15 protein-coding genes are annotated in these 14,113 nt (G+C 67.7%); 9 read left to right on the top strand and 6 right to left on the bottom strand.

The genetic code is table 11. From position 1 onward, the window contains the following. Positions 1–6 precede the first annotated feature (6 nt). The 6 genes from EH231_RS13940 to EH231_RS13915 all read left to right on the top strand — a co-directional run bounded on the left by EH231_RS13940 (position 7) and on the right by EH231_RS13915 (position 5,372). A complete protein-coding gene (locus EH231_RS13940; RefSeq protein ID WP_090427886.1) occupies positions 7–891 on the top strand; it encodes a polysaccharide deacetylase family protein in 885 nt (294 codons plus the stop codon). Positions 892–961: 70 nt separating this feature from the next. Then, positions 962–1,945, top strand: a complete 984-nt coding sequence (locus EH231_RS13935; protein ID WP_124712587.1) for an Acg family FMN-binding oxidoreductase — start codon at positions 962–964, stop codon at positions 1,943–1,945. A gap of 22 nt (positions 1,946–1,967) precedes the next feature. After that, a complete protein-coding gene (locus EH231_RS13930) occupies positions 1,968–2,417 on the top strand; it encodes a universal stress protein (protein WP_090427891.1) in 450 nt (149 codons plus the stop codon). Positions 2,418–2,427: 10 nt separating this feature from the next. Then, positions 2,428–3,069 carry a hypoxia response regulator transcription factor DosR/DevR gene (gene dosR, locus EH231_RS13925; RefSeq protein ID WP_090427894.1) on the top strand — a complete coding sequence of 214 codons (642 nt, stop codon included), beginning with the start codon at positions 2,428–2,430 and terminating at the stop codon, positions 3,067–3,069. A gap of 113 nt (positions 3,070–3,182) precedes the next feature. Then, a complete protein-coding gene (locus EH231_RS13920; RefSeq protein ID WP_090428926.1) occupies positions 3,183–3,605 on the top strand; it encodes a pyridoxamine 5'-phosphate oxidase family protein in 423 nt (140 codons plus the stop codon). Positions 3,606–3,647: 42 nt separating this feature from the next. Then, entirely contained in the window at positions 3,648–5,372 is a 1,725-nt protein-coding gene (locus tag EH231_RS13915) for a sensor histidine kinase (RefSeq protein WP_124712586.1), read from the top strand. A gap of 88 nt (positions 5,373–5,460) precedes the next feature. Here the strand turns inward: EH231_RS13915 and EH231_RS13910 are convergent, their stop codons facing one another. Beyond that, positions 5,461–6,888 (bottom strand): class II fumarate hydratase, encoded by a 1,428-nt coding sequence (locus tag EH231_RS13910; RefSeq protein WP_090427900.1) that lies wholly within the window; start codon positions 6,886–6,888, stop codon positions 5,461–5,463. Between the two features lie 18 nt (positions 6,889–6,906). Then, a complete protein-coding gene (gene glpX / locus EH231_RS13905) occupies positions 6,907–7,935 on the bottom strand; it encodes a class II fructose-bisphosphatase (protein WP_044519933.1) in 1,029 nt (342 codons plus the stop codon). Between the two features lie 55 nt (positions 7,936–7,990). Between glpX and EH231_RS13900 the strand changes: the two genes are divergently transcribed. Next, on the top strand, positions 7,991–8,629 hold the full coding sequence (locus EH231_RS13900) for a DUF4245 domain-containing protein (protein ID WP_090427903.1): 639 nt from the start codon (positions 7,991–7,993) through the stop codon (positions 8,627–8,629). Positions 8,630–8,652: 23 nt separating this feature from the next. Further along, positions 8,653–9,456: a dienelactone hydrolase family protein gene (locus EH231_RS13895; RefSeq protein ID WP_164480886.1), complete on the top strand. Its 804-nt coding sequence runs from the start codon at positions 8,653–8,655 to the stop codon at positions 9,454–9,456. Between the two features lie 8 nt (positions 9,457–9,464). Here the strand turns inward: EH231_RS13895 and EH231_RS13890 are convergent, their stop codons facing one another. The 4 genes from EH231_RS13890 to EH231_RS13875 all read right to left on the bottom strand — a co-directional run bounded on the left by EH231_RS13890 (position 9,465) and on the right by EH231_RS13875 (position 13,435). Then, the gene (locus EH231_RS13890) at positions 9,465–10,652 is read right to left on the bottom strand and encodes an AI-2E family transporter (protein WP_090427910.1); all 1,188 of its coding nucleotides are present in this window, start codon (positions 10,650–10,652) and stop codon (positions 9,465–9,467) included. A gap of 64 nt (positions 10,653–10,716) precedes the next feature. Continuing rightward, complete coding sequence (locus EH231_RS13885) at positions 10,717–11,565, bottom strand: SDR family NAD(P)-dependent oxidoreductase (protein ID WP_241177969.1); 849 nt, start codon at positions 11,563–11,565, stop codon at positions 10,717–10,719. Beyond that, positions 11,562–12,326, bottom strand: coding sequence for an SDR family NAD(P)-dependent oxidoreductase (locus EH231_RS13880; protein ID WP_164480885.1), 765 nt, complete (start codon positions 12,324–12,326; stop codon positions 11,562–11,564). Before EH231_RS13880 ends, EH231_RS13885 begins: the two co-directional genes overlap by 4 nt. Positions 12,327–12,334: 8 nt before the next feature. After that, positions 12,335–13,435, bottom strand: a complete 1,101-nt coding sequence (locus EH231_RS13875; RefSeq protein ID WP_090427912.1) for a cholesterol dehydrogenase/isomerase — start codon at positions 13,433–13,435, stop codon at positions 12,335–12,337. A 398-nt stretch (positions 13,436–13,833) separates the two neighbouring features. Between EH231_RS13875 and EH231_RS13870 the strand changes: the two genes are divergently transcribed. Continuing rightward, positions 13,834–14,109, top strand: coding sequence for a hypothetical protein (locus EH231_RS13870; RefSeq protein WP_170856328.1), 276 nt, complete (start codon positions 13,834–13,836; stop codon positions 14,107–14,109). Positions 14,110–14,113 lie beyond the last annotated feature (4 nt).

Genomic DNA, 14,113 nt, shown 5'->3' with positions numbered 1-14,113 from the left:
GCCGGAGTGGCGAGGCTCCCCAACAGTCAGGCGTGGCGGTGGACTGCAGTCGGCGTGACGGCCGCCATCGTGGTCGTGGTGGTGGGGGTTCTCACCGGCCACATCCACCGGGACGGCCCCGATGACGTGGATTGTTCCAAGGAGAAGTGCGTCGCGCTGACCTTCGACGACGGACCCGGGCCGTACACCGACCGGCTCCTGCAGATCCTCAAGGACAACGACGCCAAGGCCACGTTCTTCGAGATCGGCAACAAGGTCGCCGCCAATCCCGAGGGCGCCAAGCGGGTGGTCGAGGCCGGGATGGAGCTGGGCAGCCACACCTGGGAACACCCCAACATGACGACAATCCCGCCCGAGGAGATCCCGGCCCAGTTCAGCAAGGCCAGCGACGCGATCGAGGCCGCGACGGGCCAGCGGCCGAAGCTGGTGCGCACGGCGGGCGGGCTGATCAACGACCAGGTTCTGGCCGAGGCCCGTAAGCAGGGGTTGGCAGACATCAACTGGGACGTCATCCCGTTCGACTGGGCCAACGACGCCAACACCGCCGCCACCCGGTACATGCTGATGACGCAGATCAAGCCGAACTCGGTGGTGCTGTTCCACGACACCTATTCGTCCACCGTGGATCTGGTGTACCAGTTCATCCCGGTGCTCAAGGCCAACGGCTACCACCTGGTGACCGTCAGCCACATGCTCGGTGAGCGTGAGCCCGGCACCAGCTACGGCAGCCGGGACAACGGGCCGCCTGTGCCGCCGGCCGAGGCGCTCAAGGACCTCCCGCCGGAGGAAATCCCGTCGCTGCCCGCGACACCGTCGCCCGCTCCGATGCCGAACTTCCCGATCACCGACATCCCCGGTGCGAATTCGGGCGGTCCCAACAACGGGGCATGAGACGCACATCGCGTCGGTTTGAGGACCAAAGACCCTAACCGGCGGGCCCGGGCACGACGAGGCTTGAAGCATGCCCGACACGATGTTCGATACAGCGACCCTCACCCGTGCGGTGCAGCTGGCATCGCGTGCGCCCTCCCTGCACAACACCCAACCGTGGCGCCTGGTGGCCGAACAGGACTGCCTACACCTGTTCCTCGACCCGTACCGGGTGGTCAGAGCGACCGACCGGTCCTCGCGTGAAGCGGTCATCAGCTGCGGCGTGCTCCTGGACCACCTGCGCGTCGCCATGGCCGCGGCCGGGTGGGACACCGCCGTCGACCGCTTCCCCAATCCGAACGACCCCGACCACCTGGCGACACTGCAGTTCTCGCCGATGTCCTTCGTCACCGACGCCCACCGCCGGAGGGCAGACGCCATCCTGGCCCGGCGCACCGACCGGCTGCCCATGACCGGGTATGCGGACTGGGATGCCTTCGAGGTACTGCTGCGGGCGCGCTTGGCCGAAGGCCCGGTGCACCTGGACGTGCTGGCCGAGGAGATGCGCGAAACCGTCGCCGAGGCCGCCGAGCTGACCGAGTCGCTGCGTCTCTACGATTCCGCCTACCACGCCGAACTTGCCTGGTGGACAACACCGTTCGCGACCGAAGACGGTATCCCGCAGAGCTCGCTGGTGTCGGCCGCCGAAAGTGAGCGCGTCGCGGTGGCACGCACCTTCCCGGTCACCGCACACACCGATCGGCGTCCCACGGTCCGTGACGATTCGGCCACTCTCGTGGTGCTGTCCACCGACGGCTACAGCCGGGCCGACGCCCTCGATGCCGGCGAGGCGCTCTCGGCGCTGCTGCTGGAATGCACGCTGTCGGGCCTGGCCACCTGCCCGGTGAGCCACGTGACCGAACTGCACGCCAGCCGCGACATCATCGCGACCCTGACCGGCCGCGACGCCTGCCCGCAGCTACTGGTGCGGATCGGCATCGCCCCGACGATCACCGACGCGCCGCCGCCAACCCCGCGCCGCGCCGTCGAGGCCTTCCTGACCTTCGAATCCTGACCGTCCCGATAGGAGCTGACCCATGACCGACACCCTGATCGATCCCGCCTCCGCCACTGCTCCCACCGCTGGTGCGGCCGTCGTGGTCGAAGCCGACGGCCGCACCGCCAGCAACGACGCCCTGCACACCGCGATCGACGAAGCCGTGCGGCGCGGCGCGCCCCTGCGGGTGCTGACCACCTGGGGAGCCCGGCACCGCGAGATGTACGACGAGACCGCCGTCGCCGAGCGCGACCGGCTGTCGGCCGCACAACTCGAGCGCCGCCTGAACCGTGCGCTGAAGCGCTCGCCAGACCTCGATGCGCAGAGCATCGACGGCTACGACAGCGTCGCGGAATACCTGACGGCACATCCGGAGTCGGCTCAGGTGCTCGTGCTCGGTGCGGACCAGCAGGATGCGGCCGGGCTGCAGACCGCGGTGGCGCGCTCGGGTTGCGCGGTGCTCACTTGCGATCGGCGCCCCCGGTTGTGAGACTCGGGGGATGATCAGGGTTTTTCTGGTCGATGACCATGAGGTGGTTCGCCGCGGGCTGATCGACCTGCTCAGCGCCGACCCGGAGCTGGACGTGATCGGCGAGGCCGATTCGGTGGCGCAGGCGCTGGCCCGGGTGCCAGCGCTGGCGCCGGACGTCGCGGTGCTCGATGTCCGATTGCCCGACGGCAACGGCATCGAGCTGTGCCGGGAACTGTTGTCGCGCATGCCCGATCTGCGCTGCCTGATGCTGACCTCGTTCACCTCCGACGAGGCCATGCTGGACGCCATCCTGGCCGGCGCCAGCGGCTATGTGGTCAAGGACATCAAGGGCATGGAACTGGCCAAGGCGATCAAGGACGTAGGGGCCGGGAAGTCGTTGTTGGACAATCGCGCGGCCACCGCGCTGATGGCCAAGCTGCGTGGGGACGCAGAGCGTGCCGACCCGCTGGCCGGGCTGACGCAGCAGGAACGGGTGCTGCTGGATCTGCTGGGGGAGGGGCTGACCAACCGGCAGATCGCGGCCCGGATGTTCCTCGCCGAGAAGACCGTCAAGAACTATGTGTCGCGGTTGCTGGCCAAGCTGGGGATGGAACGCCGTACGCAGGCCGCGGTCTTCGCTTCCACGCTGGATCGTCGTAATCACGAGTGATACCAGGGTCTTTGGTCCCTGGCGGATAGGGCTTTCGCCCATGGTGCCGCGATCCTCGCGCCAATAATCTCGGGGCTATGAGCCACGATGTCGACACCGCCTCGGGAGCCGGAATGTCAACGCGCAGTGATCCGGTCGAGATTCTGTCCGAGCGAGAGAGCTGGGAGCTGCTGGGCAGTGTGTCGCTCGGCCGCCTCGTCACCGCTGTCGACGACGAGGCGCACGTCTTCCCGGTGAACTTCGTAGTGCAGAACCGGACCATCCTGTTCCGCACCGCGGCGGGCACGAAACTGATCAGTGCGGCGATCAACAACCAGGTGGTGTTCGAAGCCGACGATCACACCGCGGCCGAAGGCTGGAGCGTGATCGTGCGAGGTGTCGCACGCACCCTGCGCACGGACGAGGAACTGGACGACGCCGAGCAGGCGCAGTTACTACCGTGGACGGCGACGGCGAAGACGCACTATGTCCGGGTGTCACCGGTCCGGGTCACCGGTCGCCGCTTCCGCTTCGGGCCTGAACCCGAAGCGGAGTGACGACCTGGACGCGCTTGGTGCGTTGCAGCCGGTAGTGCCAGCATGGTGGACGTGACTGGTCACGGAGCCCACCCCGACGATGAACAGCGAACTCCTCCGTTGCGGAACACTCTCTCGCAGCTGCGGTTGCGCGAATTGCTCACCGAGGTCCAGGACCGCGTCGAGGAGATCATCACCGGCCGCGACCGGATCGACGGACTGGTCGAGGCCATGCTCGCGGTGACCTCGGGCCTGGACCTCGAGCTCACGCTGAGCACCATCGTGCGGACCGCGATCGAGCTGGTCGACGCCCGCTACGGCGCGCTGGGTGTGCGAGGCGACGACCACGAGCTGACCGAGTTCGTCTATCAGGGCATCGACGACGAAACCCGGGCCGTAATCGGACATCTGCCCGAGGGACGTGGCGTGCTCGGCGTTCTGATCGACGATCCGAAACCAATCCGCCTCGATGACATCCACCAGCATCCCGCTTCCGTCGGATTCCCGCCCAATCACCCGCCGATGCGGACCTTTCTCGGTGTCCCGGTGCGGATCCGCGACGAGGTGTTCGGCAACCTCTACCTCACCGACAAGACCAATGGGCAGCCGTTCAGCGAGGACGACGAGGTGCTCGTCGAGGCCCTGGCCGCGGCAGCCGGCGTGGCCGTGGAGAACGCCCGGCTCTACCAGCTGTCGCGTGACCGGCAGGCCTGGATCACGGCCACCCGCGACATCGGCACCGAACTGCTGAGCGGCACCGAGCCGGCGACGGTGTTCCGGATGGTCGCCGATGAGGCGCTCAAACTCACGGGTGCGGACCGCATCGTGGTCGCCGTACCCGGCAGCGAGGTTCCGGCCGCCGAGGCGGACGCCCTCGTGGTGGCCGCCACGGCGGGCAGCCCGACCACGATCGATTCGATTCCGCTGGGCCGGCACGCCGCCGAGGACGCGGTCGGCGAGGCTTTCCGTGACGGCACCCCTCACCGGTTGGATCGCCTTGAGCTCGACGGTGCGGGTGGCCCGGCGCTGGTGCTGCCGCTGCGTACCTTCGACACTGTCGCCGGGGTACTGGTGGCTGTGCGCGCCGACGGCGCCCGGACTTTCACCGCTGAGCAACTCGACATGGCCGCGGCGTTCGCCGACCAGGCCGCGGTGGCCTGGCAGCTGGCCAGCTCGCAGCGCAGTGTGCGTGAGCTGGAGATCCTCGCCGACCGCGACCGGATCGCCCGGGACCTGCATGATCACGTGATCCAGCGCCTGTTCGCGGTGGGCCTGTCGCTGCAGGGCACGATCCCGCGGGCACAGTCTTCGGAGGTCCAGCAACGGCTCACCGACACCGTCGACGACCTGCAGGCGGTCATCCAGGAGATCCGGACCGCGATCTTCGATCTACACGGCGCCCAGGCCGGTACGACGCGGCTGCGGCAGCGTCTCGATGAGGTGATCGCCCAGTTCGCCGACGCTCCGATCCACACCAGCACGCGGTTCGTCGGACCGCTGTCGGTGGTCGATGCGACCCTGGCCGATCATGCCGAGGCGGTGCTGCGCGAGGCGATCAGCAACGCGGTACGTCATTCGGGGGCAACCGAACTCGCCGTTCTGGTGGAGGTGGCCGACGACCTGTCCGTCGAGGTGTCCGACAACGGCTGCGGGATCGCCGCCGAGGTCACCGAGAGCGGCCTGGGCAATCTGCGCGCCCGTGCCCTCAGCGCCGGTGGCCAGTTCACCATCACCGACCGGCCCGGCGGCGGAACCGTGTTGTGTTGGGCCGCACCGCTTCCCGAGTGACGCTTACCTGGCGAGCAGACAGAAAACTGCCCATCTTCCGAAGAAAATGGGCAGTTTTCTGTCTGCTCGCGCAGAGAAGGCGAGGGGTTTACTCGCCGTCCTTGACCTTCGCCATGGCGAGCACGTCGAGGCGCTTGTCCAGCTCGGCCTCCGACAGCTTGTCGCCGATCAGGCCGCGGTCGATCACGGTCTGGCGGATGGTCTTCTTCTCCTTGAGGGCCTGCTTGGCGACCTTGGCGGCCTCCTCGTAGCCGATCGCCGAGTTCAGCGGCGTCACGATCGAGGGGGACGACTCGGCCAGGGTGCGCAGGTGGTCCTCATTGGCGACCAGGCCGTCGATGCACTTGGTGGCGAACAACTTCGACACATTCGCCAGCAGGGTGAACGACTCCAGCACGTTGCGCGCCATCATCGGGATGTACACGTTCAGCTCGAAGGCGCCCGACAGGCCGCCGACAGTGACGGCGGCGTCGTTGCCGATGACCTGGGCGGCCACCTGGGTAACCGCCTCGGGCAGAACGGGATTGACCTTGCCCGGCATGATCGAGCTACCCGGCTGCAGGTCCGGCAGCTGGATCTCGCCCAGGCCGGTCAGCGGGCCCGAGCCCATCCAGCGCACGTCGTTGGCGATCTTGGTCAGCGAGGCCGCGATGGTCTTCAGCGCGCCGGACGCCTCGACCAGCCCGTCGCGGGCGGCCTGGGCCTCGAACGAGTCTGCGGCGGTGCGCAGTTCGGCCAGCCCGGTCTGGTTGACCAGCACCTCGACCACCTTGGGGCCGAAGCCGTCGGGGGCGTTGAGCCCGGTGCCCACCGCGGTCCCGCCGATGGCGAGCTCACCCAGGCGGGGGAGCGTGGCCTTGACCCGCTCGATCCCGGCCTCGACCTGACGGGCATAGCCGCCGAACTCCTGGCCGAGCGTCACCGGCACCGCGTCCATCAGGTGGGTGCGGCCGGACTTCACCACGGTCTTCCACTGCTTGGCCTTGGCGGCCAGCGACTCGTGGAGCACCTCGAGCGCCGGAATCAGGTGGCGCACAGCGGCTTCGGTGGCGGCGATGTGGGTGGCCGTCGGGAACGTGTCGTTGGAGCTCTGCGACATGTTCACGTCGTCGTTGGGGTGAACGGTCACGCCGTTGCGGGCGGCGATCGAGGCGATGACCTCGTTGGCGTTCATGTTCGAGCTGGTGCCCGAGCCGGTCTGGAAAACGTCGATCGGGAACTGGTCGTCGTGCAGGCCGTCGGCGATCTCACCGGCCGCGGCGATGATGGCGTCGGCCTTCTCGGCGGCCAGCAGACCCAGGTCCTTGTTGACCTGCGCGCAGGCTGCCTTCAGCAGGCCCAGCGCGCGGATCTGGGTGCGCTCCAGCCCGCGGAAGGAGATCGGGAAGTTCTCCACGGCCCGTTGGGTCTGCGCCCGCCACAGGGCGTTGACCGGCACGCGGACCTCGCCCATGGTGTCGTGCTCGATACGGAATGAACCGTCTGCTGCGTCGTCGACAACACTGTCGGTGCTCATACTGGCCTTTCTAGCGAGTTACGGGAGCGGGTAGGCGGCGGTCTTGTCGCCGGTGAAGTCGATGGCGGAGTACTCGTTGAGTTTGGTCAGCCGGTGGTAGGCCTCGATCATCCGGACGGTGCCGGACTTGGACCGCATCACGATGGACTGGGTCGTGCAGCCACCGGGGTAGTACTGCACGCCCTTGAGCAGGTCACCGTCGGTGACGCCCGTCGCGCAGAAGAAGACGTTCTCACCCGAGACGAGGTCGTCGGTCGAGAGCACCTGGTCCAGGTCGTAGCCGGCGTCGATGGCCTTCTGTCGTTCGGCGTCGTCGGTCGGGGCCAGCTGGGCCTGGATGGCGCCGCCCATACAGCGGATCGCGGCGGCGGCGATGATGCCCTCGGGCGTCCCGCCGATGCCGGCCAGGATGTCGGTGCCCGAGTTGGGGCGGCAGGCCGAGATCGCACCGGCGACGTCACCGTCGGTGATCAGCCGGATGCGGGCACCGGCGGAGCGGGCATCTTCGATCAGCTGGGCGTGCCGCGGCCGGTCCAGGATGCACACCGTCAGGTCGCTCACCGAGGCGCCGCGCACCTTGGCCACCCGCCGGATGTTCTCGCCGATCGGGGCGGTGATGTCGATGGCGTCGGCGCACTCGGGGCCGACGGCGATCTTGTTCATGTAGAACACCGCCGACGGGTCGAACATGGCGCCGCGCTCGGCGACGGCCAGCACGGAGATGGCGTTGGGCATGCCCTTGCTCATCAGCGTGGTGCCGTCGACCGGGTCGACGGCGAAGTCGCACTCCGGTCCGTCGCCGTTGCCGACCTCTTCACCGTTGAAGAGCATCGGGGCTTCGTCCTTCTCGCCCTCGCCGATCACCACGACGCCACGCATCGACACCGAGTTGACCAGTTCACGCATGGCGTCGACGGCGGCCCCGTCCCCGCCCTCCTTGTCGCCGCGACCGACCCAGCGGCCTGCGGCCATGGCGCCGGCCTCGGTCACCCGGACGAGTTCGAGGGCAAGGTTGCGATCCGGGGCTTCTCCCCGCGTGGGACTCATGGCCCAGATTGTCCCAGAACGTGGTCAGCGTTTGGGAGCTGGGATACTGGCGAGCATGTCCTCCGAGCCGACCTCCCAGCCAACCCCGGTCCCGAAGCCGGAAAAGTCGCGGTTGCTGCAGGACGGCCGGGACATGTTCTGGTCGATGGCCCCGCTGGTCGTGGCCTGCATCGTCCTGGCCGGAATGCTGGGCATGTGCTCGTTCCAGGCAGGTGGGCCCGGGGCCGGCCCGGCCCCGGAATTCGATGCGCCGGCCGCCCTGCAGGCTGACGCCGACACCCTGAAGATCCCGATCCGGCTGCCCCAGCTGCCCGAGGGTTGGCAGCCCAACTCCGGCAGCCGCCACGGCATCGACGGCGGTCTGACGCTGCCCGACGGCCAGCACGGCCGCGCGGTGTCCTCGCGCATCGGCTACCTGGCACCCAATGGGAAGTACCTGAGCCTGACCCAGAGCAATGCCGACGAGGCCGCCCTGGTGGCCTCGATCAAGCCGGATTCGTATGCGTCCGGCACGCAGGACGTCGACGGGGTGACCTGGGTGGTCTACGAGAGCAGCGACCCGGAACCGGTGTGGACGACGAGGCTGAGCGGACCGGCGCAGGTGGCCATCACGGGCGCCGGTGGTACTGATGAGTACCGTACGCTGGCGGGTGCGACGCAGAAGCAGTCGCCGCTGCCGATCAAGAGGCCGTGACGCGCTACCGGATGGAGCCCGTGTTGTCGTCGCCAGTTGCAGATCTCACCGGGTGGACCGCCACCCCATTCACCGCCGCCGATCAGACCTATGACGTGTACCGCAAGGGCGAAGGCCCCGGCGTCGTCCTGATTCCGGAGATCCCCGGCCTCCATCCCGGCGTGCTCGCGCTGGGCAACCATCTGGTGGACAACGGCTTCACGGTGGCCGCACCGTCGCTGTTCGGTACCCCGGGCGCGGCCGCCGTCCGTCCGGGCGCCATCCCGGTCATGGTCAAAGCCTGCGTGACAAAGGAATTCGCGGCGTTCGCGACGAACGCCGACCGTCCCGTCGCGCATTACCTGCGGGCCCTGGCCCGCGATCTCAACGCCAACACTCCCGGTAAGGGCGTCGGCGTCATCGGGCAGTGCTTCACCGGCGGGTTCGCGCTCGCTGCCGCGGTGGACGACAGCGTGCTGGCGCCGGTGCTGAGTCAGCCGTCGATCCCGGTGGCCCTGACCGCGGCGCAGAAACGCGATCCGGGCATGTCGGAAGCCGAGCTCAAGATCGTCGAACAGCGGGTCGCCAACGACGGCCTGTGCGCGCTGGCCCTGCGGTTCAGCCAGGACCGGATGGCCCCCGGGGAGCGGTTCGCCACTCTCAAGGCCCGGCTCGGCGACGCCTTCGAGGTCATCGAGATCAACTCGAAGAAGGGCAATCCCGACGGCATCCCGGCGTCCGCACATTCGGTGCTCACCGATCAGGTGCGCGAGGTCGACGGGCATCCCGCGTATGAGGCGCGCAAGCGTGTGGTGGCGTTTCTCACCGAGCGGCTGAGTGCGAGCTAGGTGAGCGGCTAGCTCTCGGCCTTGGCTTCGGATTCGGCTCGGGGTTCAGCTTTCTGACCCCCGAGCCGTTTCTGGAACCAGTCCCACAGCCGCCGCCACGGGCGTTCTCCCGGCTCGTCGGGTTCGGTCGTCTCGAGCTCGACGCCCTTGAAGACCGCCAGGTAGACGCTGACCGTGGTGACGATGATGATCATCAGCACCGGCCCGATCACCAGACCGAAGAACCCGAACATCGAGATGCCGGCGAACACCGCCAGCAGCATGAGCGCGGGATCCAGCCGGGCGGCCTTGGGCACCAGCCAAGGGCGCAGCACGTTGTCGATGTTGGTGACGACCAGCAGATGGAACGCCACCACGAAGATGCCGCCGACGATGTTGCCGAAGAACATCATTCCGATGCCGAACGGAATCGTGACGATCCCCCCGCCCAGCGGGATTACCGACAGCGCGGTCAGCAGGATCGCGAAGACGAAGAATCCGTTGTGGAAGCCGGCGATGTAGATCGAGATGGCACCGGCCACGCCCTGGCAGAACGCGATCACGAACTGGCCCTTGACCGTTCCCTTCACCATGGCGCCGGTCTTGGCCAGGTACAGGTCGGTGATCTCCTCGCCCAGCGGGTTCAGCCGGCGGATCAGCGTGGCCATCTCGGCGCTGTTCACCAGCATCGAGATGAACACGTACAGGAAGATGATCGACGCCGTGATGGCACCGACCATGCCGCCGACCGCGCCCTGCAGGATGCCCAGCAGCCACTCGCCGATGTGCTGGGAAAGCTTGACCACGGTGTCGCGCAACGAATCCGCGGTGAGGTGGATGTCCAGGAACGGCACCCGTCCCAGCAGCGAGTTGACCAGCTGCAGGGCCCGGTCGCCGAGCGTGCTGACATCGGTGTCGGCGATCCAGGTACTGACCGTGTTGACGAGCTGGGTCACCTGGACGATGGCCATGAACACCACCAGCGATACCGGGATGATCACCATCAGGATGGCGACCAACACCGTCAGCGTGGCCGAAAGGCCGGTGCCCATGCGGCGCTGAAACCGTTGATACAGCGGCGTGAACAGATACGCGCCGACCGCGGCCATCACGATCAGGACGAAGAAACCGCGCAGGAAATAGGCACCGAGCAACACGGCCAGCACGGTCACGACTGCCAGCGCCCGCTTCTGGGTGAGGCTGAACTCGTCTTTCATCGGGCCCCTTCCCGCCGTTGGGCTGACCCTATCGTCACGCCGCCGCGACGGTCGGCATTGAGCGTCACTCCAGGGTGACGGTGGTGCCCGGTGCGGAGCGGTGGGCGGCCTGGCCGGCACGTTGGGAGGCGACGAATTTCATCGAGAGCCGCTGCATCAGGCCCGGAGCCAGCCGGGCGATCAGCCAGGAGGCATGGGCGCGACGGGGTTTGACGAGGATGGCCTTGTTGCGGGCGATGGCGCGCAAGGTGTCGGCGGCCAGCCGGTCGGCGTCGTAGGCGGTCTTGACCCCTTGGCCCTGCAGGAAGTAGTCGCGCCCGACGAAACCGCCGACCGCACCCTTGTCCAGGATCGGGGTCTCGACCGCGGCCGGGCATACCGCCAGTACGCCCACGCCATGGGCGGCGGCCTCGGAACGCAGGGCCAGCGACAGGCCGACGACGGCGTGCTTGGTCATCACGTAGCTGGTGAGCTGGCCAGCGGCGGCCAGGCCGGCCATCGAGGCGGTGTTGATGATGTGGCCGTGGCCCTGCCGGATCATCTGCGGATACGCCGCTGCGACACCGTGCACGACGCCGCGCACGTTGATGTCGATGATGGCGTTCCACTGATCGAGGGTCAGCAGTTCGGTGTCGCCGCCCCAGACGATGCCGGCGTTGTTGAACATCAAGTCGAGCTTTCCGGCCCGCTCCACCACGTCGTCGACCGCGGCCTGCACGGCGGCCGCATCGGTGACGTCGAGACGAGCCGATCGGGCGCCGAGCGTTGAGGCGGTCGCCGCGGCGGCGTCGCCGTCGATGTCAGTGCAGAGCACCTGGGCACCGGCGGCCACCAGCGCTCGGCACAGGGCCGCGCCGATCCCCGATCCGGCGCCGGTGACCAGCGCCTGCTTGCCGGACAGCTCGCTGGTCACGCCTGGGCCAGCTTCATGACGTGACCGAGCACGTCGGGGTACCGCTTGAGGTGTGCACCGCCGTTGAGGTCGAGCACCTCGCCGGTCAGCCAGGACGCCTGCGGCGAGCACAGGAACACCACCGCGCCGGCGATGTCCTCGGGTGTACCGGCGCGGCCCAGTGCGGTGTTGTCGATGTAGTCCTCGACCACACCCGGGATCATCGCGGCGGGTTCGGTCAGTGGGGTCCGCACGAACCCCGGCGCGATCGCGTTGACCCGGATGCCGCGCGGCCCCAGTTCCAGTGCAGCCACCTGGGTCAGCATCGACAACCCGGCCTTGGCTGCGCAGTAGGCGCTCATGCCTGCCGCGGGTTGGCGTCCGTTCAACGATGAAATCGACACCAGGACACCGCCTTCGGGCAGGTTGCGGCCGGCGTGTTTGGCGACGATGAATCCGCCGTTGAGGCAGACATCGACAACCGAGCGGAAATCCTCGACCGGCATGTCGGCGATCAGGCCGACATTGCTGAACCCGGCGCAGTTGAGCACGATATCGACTGGTCCGGCCGTCTCGAACAGCTTCTGTACCGAGTCCTCGTCGGTGACGTCGGCATAGGCGCTGGTGTGCGGCGCACCGAGTTCGGCAGCCCGGGCGGCTGCGCCGTCGGCGTCACGGTCGGCAAGAACGATTCGGCAGCCGTCGGCGGCAAGTGCCTGCGCGCTGGCCCAGCCGATTCCCGACGCTCCGCCGATGATGATCGCGACGCGATTCATTGACATACCGCTGCTCATTCCTTGTCCTCGCGCGAGCGCTCGTCGGCCTGATCCGGGCGATGATCGCCCCACTTCTTGTCGATGGCGTTCCACGGGTCGGCCAGCTGCCCGGGATAGTCCTTGTACGCGGACTTGGACCGCAGGAACGCACGGATCAGGGGTGCCGCCAGGCCGATCGGGAAACGCTTGAACCCGGCGTTCGCCCTGGTGTCTGCCAGCAGCTGCGGCCATGAGTGATGCTGGAACCCGAGCGCTTCCTGCGAGCGGCTGGTGTCCATCCAGTCGGTGGCGAACCAGGCGGTGTCATCGTCGGGGTTGCCGGGCCGGCCGATCGGCAGGCCGCCCTTGATCCCCATCGCGGCAGCCGCTTGCGAACCGACCGCGGACTGGATGTGCCGGTGCGTTTCGGCGTCGCCGCCGATCAGCAGCACCTCGTGGTTGGCGGTCTCGGTCGGGACCGTGCTGGCCGCGACGAACGCTGCCGCCACGTCGCGCACGTCGACGGTCTGCAGTCGCCCGTCGGCGGGTAGCACGCTCTCGAACGAGATGAGGTCCACGTCTATGCCGAGGCTGAACTCGGAGCTCATCACCCCACCGAGCCGCAGGATCAGCCAGTCCAGCTTCGAGGCCCTGACCAGGGCTTCGGCCTCGACTTTATGGGCGCCGTAGATGTCGGACGGGTTGACCGGGGTGTCGGGGGTAAGCACATCGTCGATGTGGTGCGGATTGCGGGCGCCGTAGACCGCGATGCTGGAGGCCTGGACGAACCGCGGCGGTGTGGGCTGGGCCTCTGCGGCCCCCAGCAGCGATGCGGTGGCCTCGACGTTCACCTTCCGAGCCAGCCCGCGGCGCATGTAGCAGAACGGCGGGATGATCGCGGCGAGGTGGATGATCGCGGCCGGTGCGACCGCAGCCACGAGTGCGTCGACGGCAGCGGCGTCGGTCAGATCCGCCCAGCGCACCTCTACGGAGGCCGGGAGGGCGGCGGCGGCCTTGCGGTTTCCAGGGACGTCGAGATCGGTCGCGACCACCGTGCGTCCGCCGGCGGCCAGCGTCTTCACGACGGCGGAGCCCACCAAACCGAACGCTCCGGTAACCAAAACAGCGTCGGACATAGGCCTCCTCACTAGAACGTGTTGCAACACTAGCGAACGTGGATGTGGTGTGTGTCACGGCAATCCCGACCGGGTCCGAGGGTTTATCGGGGGCCGTTCGCCCGCGTTTGCTCAGCAACCGGCGCGCAGCCGTCTTACTGGGGGAGGACCGGAGAAGGCGAATGTTGCTGCGGTTGCCTCAAAAGCATTGATCAATGGCACTGTCGGCGGATTGGTGTGACCGGGCTCACGCGGCACACCTCACTGTGATGCATTTGCAGGAACGGTCGTTGTTACCGGATTTGGAAATTTGCCCGAGACATATGCAAGGTGTGGCTGTAGGTATCGACGAAAGTGAGCCAATCGCAGGCGTTTGTGATGTACTCGGTTGCACGCGTCAGCAATTGGGGAGGTGTGGGATGTCTGAAGATGTCGTGACGGGGGTTAACGACAGCGACTCCGGCGAAATTGCCGAAGGGGTTGCTGTGGGTTCCTCGGTGGTCGTTTATCCGGGAACTGACGACGAATTGCACGGCACGGTCGTCGAAGATTTCGCCGACTTGGCCGGGACCGCGGTCGAGGTCGCTGGGGAGCGAATTGTCGAACCGGCGCGACGCTGGGCAGTCAACCTCGACGACGGTGGCCTGGTGTTCGTCGACGACGACAGCATCGCGCTCGCAGCGCAAGCTGCCTGAGCTC

The organism is Mycolicibacterium nivoides (genome assembly GCF_003855255.1).
Lineage (GTDB): Bacteria > Actinomycetota > Actinomycetes > Mycobacteriales > Mycobacteriaceae > Mycobacterium > Mycobacterium nivoides.
The sequence above is the reverse complement of the archived record's forward strand: the minus strand, read 5'-3'. Positions and strand labels throughout refer to the sequence as shown.

Coding starts and splice junctions, on each gene's coding strand:
- EH231_RS13935 (WP_124712587.1), top strand. CDS start 962: ATGCCCGACACGATGTTCGATACAGCGACCCTCACCCGTGCGGTGCAG.
- EH231_RS13930 (WP_090427891.1), top strand. CDS start 1,968: ATGACCGACACCCTGATCGATCCCGCCTCCGCCACTGCTCCCACCGCT.
- dosR (WP_090427894.1), top strand. CDS start 2,428: ATGATCAGGGTTTTTCTGGTCGATGACCATGAGGTGGTTCGCCGCGGG.
- EH231_RS13920 (WP_090428926.1), top strand. CDS start 3,183: ATGTCAACGCGCAGTGATCCGGTCGAGATTCTGTCCGAGCGAGAGAGC.
- EH231_RS13915 (WP_124712586.1), top strand. CDS start 3,648: ATGGTGGACGTGACTGGTCACGGAGCCCACCCCGACGATGAACAGCGA.
- EH231_RS13910 (WP_090427900.1), bottom strand. CDS start 6,888: ATGAGCACCGACAGTGTTGTCGACGACGCAGCAGACGGTTCATTCCGT.
- glpX (WP_044519933.1), bottom strand. CDS start 7,935: ATGAGTCCCACGCGGGGAGAAGCCCCGGATCGCAACCTTGCCCTCGAA.
- EH231_RS13900 (WP_090427903.1), top strand. CDS start 7,991: ATGTCCTCCGAGCCGACCTCCCAGCCAACCCCGGTCCCGAAGCCGGAA.
- EH231_RS13890 (WP_090427910.1), bottom strand. CDS start 10,652: ATGAAAGACGAGTTCAGCCTCACCCAGAAGCGGGCGCTGGCAGTCGTG.
- EH231_RS13880 (WP_164480885.1), bottom strand. CDS start 12,326: ATGTCAATGAATCGCGTCGCGATCATCATCGGCGGAGCGTCGGGAATC.
- EH231_RS13875 (WP_090427912.1), bottom strand. CDS start 13,435: ATGTCCGACGCTGTTTTGGTTACCGGAGCGTTCGGTTTGGTGGGCTCC.
- EH231_RS13870 (WP_170856328.1), top strand. CDS start 13,834: ATGTCTGAAGATGTCGTGACGGGGGTTAACGACAGCGACTCCGGCGAA.